This is a genomic window from Mycobacterium simulans (assembly GCF_900232995.1).
GTDB classification, from domain to species: domain Bacteria; phylum Actinomycetota; class Actinomycetes; order Mycobacteriales; family Mycobacteriaceae; genus Mycobacterium; species Mycobacterium simulans.
Map to the genome: position 1 here is coordinate 1 of NZ_OCVX01000044.1, position 5058 is coordinate 5058.

Here is a 5058-nt window from a genome sequence, read left to right on the forward strand (position 1 = left end):
CGTATAACAGACAGCACCCCGGGCGGCACCACACACAACCCGGCATCAAGCACAAACACCCGCACATTGCCCAACGGGCCACCAATCGGCACCGACGGCCCACCAAGGTCGTCGCCGGCAGTGCAGGTGTAATAGGTGGCACACATGGTGGTTTCGGACGGCCCATAACCATTGATCACCTCAAGCTCGGAATGAACCGCACGCAGCCGGTCCACCGTCGCCGCCGACAACACATCCCCACCCACACACACCTGACGCAACGACGCCAAACCCTCCATCGACCCCGCAACCACCTGGTCGGCCACCGCCGGAGTCACAAACAGCGCGGTTATCCGATGCTCGGCGACCAAACGTGTCAACGCGCCGACATCACGCCGTGTGCTGGAATCGATGACCAAACATCCCCCGCGAAGCAGCGCAATCCACAGTTCATAGTTGGAGGCGTCAAACGCGATCGAAGAATGCACCAGTACACGTTGGTGCGCATCCCCCCAACACGAATCTCGCGCCAGTGCCACCACATTGCGGTGGGTGATCGCCACCGCCTTAGGAACCCCGGTCGACCCAGAGGTGTACATAATGTAAGCCAAATCGTCCGGATGCGGCCGCATCTCGGGCAGGTCGGGGGCGCCGTCGGCGCCCTGCTGATCCAGGACCAGCCGCGAAATGCCGATCTCGGGCAGGCTGGGCGCCGTCGCAGCATCGGTGATCAGCAACTGCGGGGCGGCGTCCTGCAGCATGTAAGTGGTGCGCTGGCTGGGATAACTCAGATCGATCGGCAAATACGCCGCCCCCACTTGACCAATGGCCAACAACGCGGTCACCAACTCCACCCGATGCGGCAACGCCACCGCGACTATGGACCCCGATCCCACCCCGACAGTCCGCAGCCGGCCAGCCAACCGGTGCGCCCGCCCCGCCAGCTCCGCATACGTCAAACTGCGGTGACGATCCTGAACCGCAAGCGCATCCGGGGTCCGCACCACCTGCGCAGCAAACAGCTCCGGGATGGTCGCGTCAGGCACCGGCGCAGTGGTGTCGTGGGCGAGCATACGTTGGCGCGCAACAGGATCGAGGATCTCGATCGTGTCGATACGACGGCTGGCATCCGCGGTCGCCACGTCAAGGATGTACAAGTAATACGCGGCAAACGCCTCGATGGTGGGGTGGTCAAACAGGTCGGTGGCGTACTCGATCATTCCGGGCAGTGGTTGCGGCTGCCCCCCGACCGGGGGTAGGTCGACTAGGTACATCGAGAAATCGAACTTGGCGGTATGCGTCGACACCGGCATGGCCTCAACACCTAGCCCGGGCAGCTCCAAGGTGGGTACCGGATTGTTCTGCAGCACAAACGAGACCTGGAACAGCGGATGATGGGCGGTAGAGCGCACGGGGTTAAGCAGCTCCACCAACCGCTCAAACGGCGCATCCTGGTTTTCATAGGCCGCCAACGCTTTCGCCCGCACCTGTCCCAGCAGCTCGGTGAAGCTGCGGTTGCCAGCGGTATCCACCCGCAACACCCAGGTATTGACGAAAAACCCGACCAGATCGGCCAACGCCGCATCCATACGCCCAGCGATCGGACCCCCAATGCAGACGTCATCACCAGCGCCCAGCTTGCGCAACAACACCGCTAAGGCGGCCTGCAAAACCATCGACATCGTCGTACAGGTGCAGCGCGCCAAACGCTCCACCCGCCCCCGCAACCCCGCATCGATGCTGAACGACACAACCTCACCATCAAATGACTGCTGTGGGGGCCGCGGCCGATCCCAGGGCAACACGATCTGCTCAGGGGACCCGGCCAATTCGGTTCGCCAATACGAGAATTGGCGTGCCAACAGCGACTCGGAATCATCCTCATCCCCCAGTACCTCCCGTTGCCACAGGGCGTAATCGGCATAGTGCACCGGCAGCGCCGACCAGATCGGGGACCGCCCGGCACAACGCGCCACATACGCCGTCGTCAAATCCGTAGCCAACGGCATCAACGAGGCCCCATCGGCGACGATATGGTGAATCACCAACACAACCACATGTTCGCTGGGCGATACCCGTAATACCTGGGCGCGGATCGGGATCTCGCTGGCCAACTCGAATCGATAAGAAACGACCCCGGCTACCGCATCAGCCAACTCTTGCTCACCAGAGACCTCGCTGACCCCCACACCTACCTCTAACCCCCGGGCCGGCAGGATCTGCTGCCAGGGCGCCCCGTCATGCGAGGGGAACACCGTGCGCAAACTCTCATGGCGGGCCACCACATCACCCAGCGCCGCACCCAACGCCGCCACATCCAGATCCCCGGTCAGCCTCAACGCCAACGGGATGTTGTAGGTCGCCGACGGGCCCTCATAGTTATGGATGAACCACAACCGAGTCTGGGCATACGACAACGGGATCCGCGCTGGGCGCTCTCGCACGGACAACGCCGCGCGGATCCCCGCCCCACCATCAGCACGCATCCAGTCGGCCAACCCCGCCACCGTGGGCGCCTCAAACATCACCCGAATCGGGACTTCGACCCCCAGCTCGGCGCGGATACACACCACCAATCGGGTCGCCGACAGGGACTGACCCCCTAACTCGAAAAACGAGTCGTCGATGCCGACCCGCTCGAGCCCCAACACCCGGGCGTAAATCCCGGCCAACACCGCTTCGACCGGTGTGGTGGGGGCGCGGTAGTTCTCTGCGGTGGTGTAGTCGGGCGCCGGCAACGCCGCGCGATCCAGTTTGCCGTTGACCGTCAACGGCAACTGCGGTAGGACTACGACCGCGGCGGGCACCATGTAGTCGGGCAGCCGATCAGCCAACGCCGCGCGCGCCGCACCCGGATCCACGTCGCCGGTGACGTAGCCCACCAAGCGCTTGTCGCCGGGGCGGTCTTCGCGGGCGATGACCACCGCTTGGTCTACTCCATCCAATTGCGCTATCGCAGCAGCGATTTCACCACGCTCGATGCGGTACCCACGGATCTTGACCTGCTCATCAACGCGGCCCACATAGTGCAATTGGCCATCGCTACCCCAACGCACCAAGTCTCCGGTGCGATACATCCGACCGCCGACCCCGCCGAACGGACACGCCACAAACCGCGACGCGGTCAACGCCGCCCGCCGCCGGCGATATACAACTCACCGGCCACCCCGACGGGCACCACACACAACCCCGCATCCAACACAAACACCCGCACACTGCCCAACGGGCCACCAATCGGCACCGACGGCCCAGCCAACTCACCATCACCGTCGCAGGTGTAATAGGTTGCACACATGGTGGTTTCGGTCGGCCCGTAACCGTTGATCACCTCCAGCTCGCGATGAGCCGTGCGCAACGTGCTCACCGTCGCCGCCGACAACACATCCCCACCCGCACACACCTGACGAAGCGACGCCAAACCCTCCATCGGCCCTGCCGCCACCTGATCCAACACCGCCGGAGTCAGACATACTGCGGTCACCTGATGCGCGGCGATCAAGCGTGTCAACGCACCGACATCACCGCCGGTGCTGGAATCGATGACCAGGGCGCCCCCACGAAGCAGCGGAATCCACACCTCATAGTTCGAGGCATCAAACGCGACAGAGGAGTGCACCAAGACACGTTCGTGCGCCGCACCCCAACACCGATCCACGACGAGCTGCACCACATTGCGGTGGGTGACGGCAACGGCTTTGGGCACCCCGGTGGACCCGGAGGTGTACATGATGTAGGCCAGATCGTCCGGATGTGGCCGTCGCTCGGGGTGGTTGGGGGCCATCTCGGTGTCGTGGGTGTCTGGGTCCAGGATGAGTTGGGGGACCGTGTTTTCGGGCAGGGCGGGTGCGGTAGCGGCATCGGTGATCAGCAGCTGCGGGGCGGCCGCGGCCAGCATGTAGCCCGTGCGTTGGCTGGGGTAGTGCGGGTCGATCGGCAGATAGGCCGCCCCGGTCTGGGTGATGGCCAACAACGCGGTGACTAGGTCCACCCCACGCGGCAGGGCCACCGCGATGATGGTCTCTGGTCCTGCCCCATGGCCGCGCAGCCGCGCGGCCAACCGGTGTGCCCGCGCGGCCAGCTCCGCGTAGGTCAGGCCGTGGTGATCATCGTGAACCGCAGGCGCATTCGGGGTTCGCGCCACCTGGGCGGCGAACAACTCAGGGATGGTCGCCTCGGGCAGCGGCGTGGGGGCGTCGTTGGCCAGCAGTCGCTGGCGCGCGGCAGGGTCGATGATCTCGATCGTGTCGATACCGCGGTCGGCATCGGCGGTGACGATGTTCAGGATGTGCAGGTAGTAGCCGACGAACGCCTCAATCGCAGCGTGGTCGAACAGGTCGGTGGCGTACTCGATCAAGCCCGGCAGCGACTGCGGCTGTCCGGCCTCGGTTGGGAGATCGAAGAGGTACATCGAGAAATCGAATTTGGCGGTACCCGTCGATACCGGCATAGCTTCGACGCCCAGCCCGGGCAACGCAAAGGTGGGTACCGGATTGTTCTGCAAAACAAACGACACCTGAAACAACGGGTGATGCGCAGTGGAGCGAGCCGGGTTGAGCAGCTCCACTAGCCGTTCAAACGGGGCGTCCTGGTTTTCGTAGGCCGCCAACGCCTTGGCCCGTACCTGGGCCAGCAGGTCGGTGAAACTGCAGTTGCCCGAGGTGTCCACCCGCAGCACCCAGGTATTGACGAAAAATCCGATCAGATCGGCCAACGCCGCATCGGTGCGCCCCGCGATCGGCCCCCCAATGCAGACGTCCTCGCCGGCCCCCAGCTTGCGCAGCAACACCGCCAGCGCGGCCTGCAACACCATCGACATCGTCGTCCCGGTGTGGCGGGCCAACCGATCCGCCCGCTCCCGCAACCCCGCATCCACAGTGAAGGAGACCAACTCCCCCCGGAATGACTGCTGGGCGGGGCGCGGCCGGTCCCACGGCAACGTGATCTGTTCGGGGGAGCCGGCCAATTCGGTTTGCCAGTAGGCGAATTGGCGCGCCAACACCGAATCGGGATCATCCTCATCGCCGAGCACCTGCCGTTGCCACAACGTGTAATCGGCGTACTGCACCCCCAACGGCGCCC

The 5058-nt window shown here is 64.4% G+C and carries 2 protein-coding genes; both read right to left on the reverse strand.

Features of this window, described 5'->3' with window-relative positions; genetic code table 11:
• A partial coding sequence (locus MSIMFI_RS26870; protein WP_191499967.1) for a condensation domain-containing protein occupies window positions 1–3107 on the reverse strand: 3107 nt, incomplete at its 3' end.
• Window positions 3104–5058, reverse strand: a 1955-nt coding sequence (locus MSIMFI_RS26875; RefSeq protein WP_191499968.1) for a non-ribosomal peptide synthetase, incomplete at its 5' end; no start/stop codon positions are given. The genes MSIMFI_RS26870 and MSIMFI_RS26875, both read right to left, overlap by 4 nt.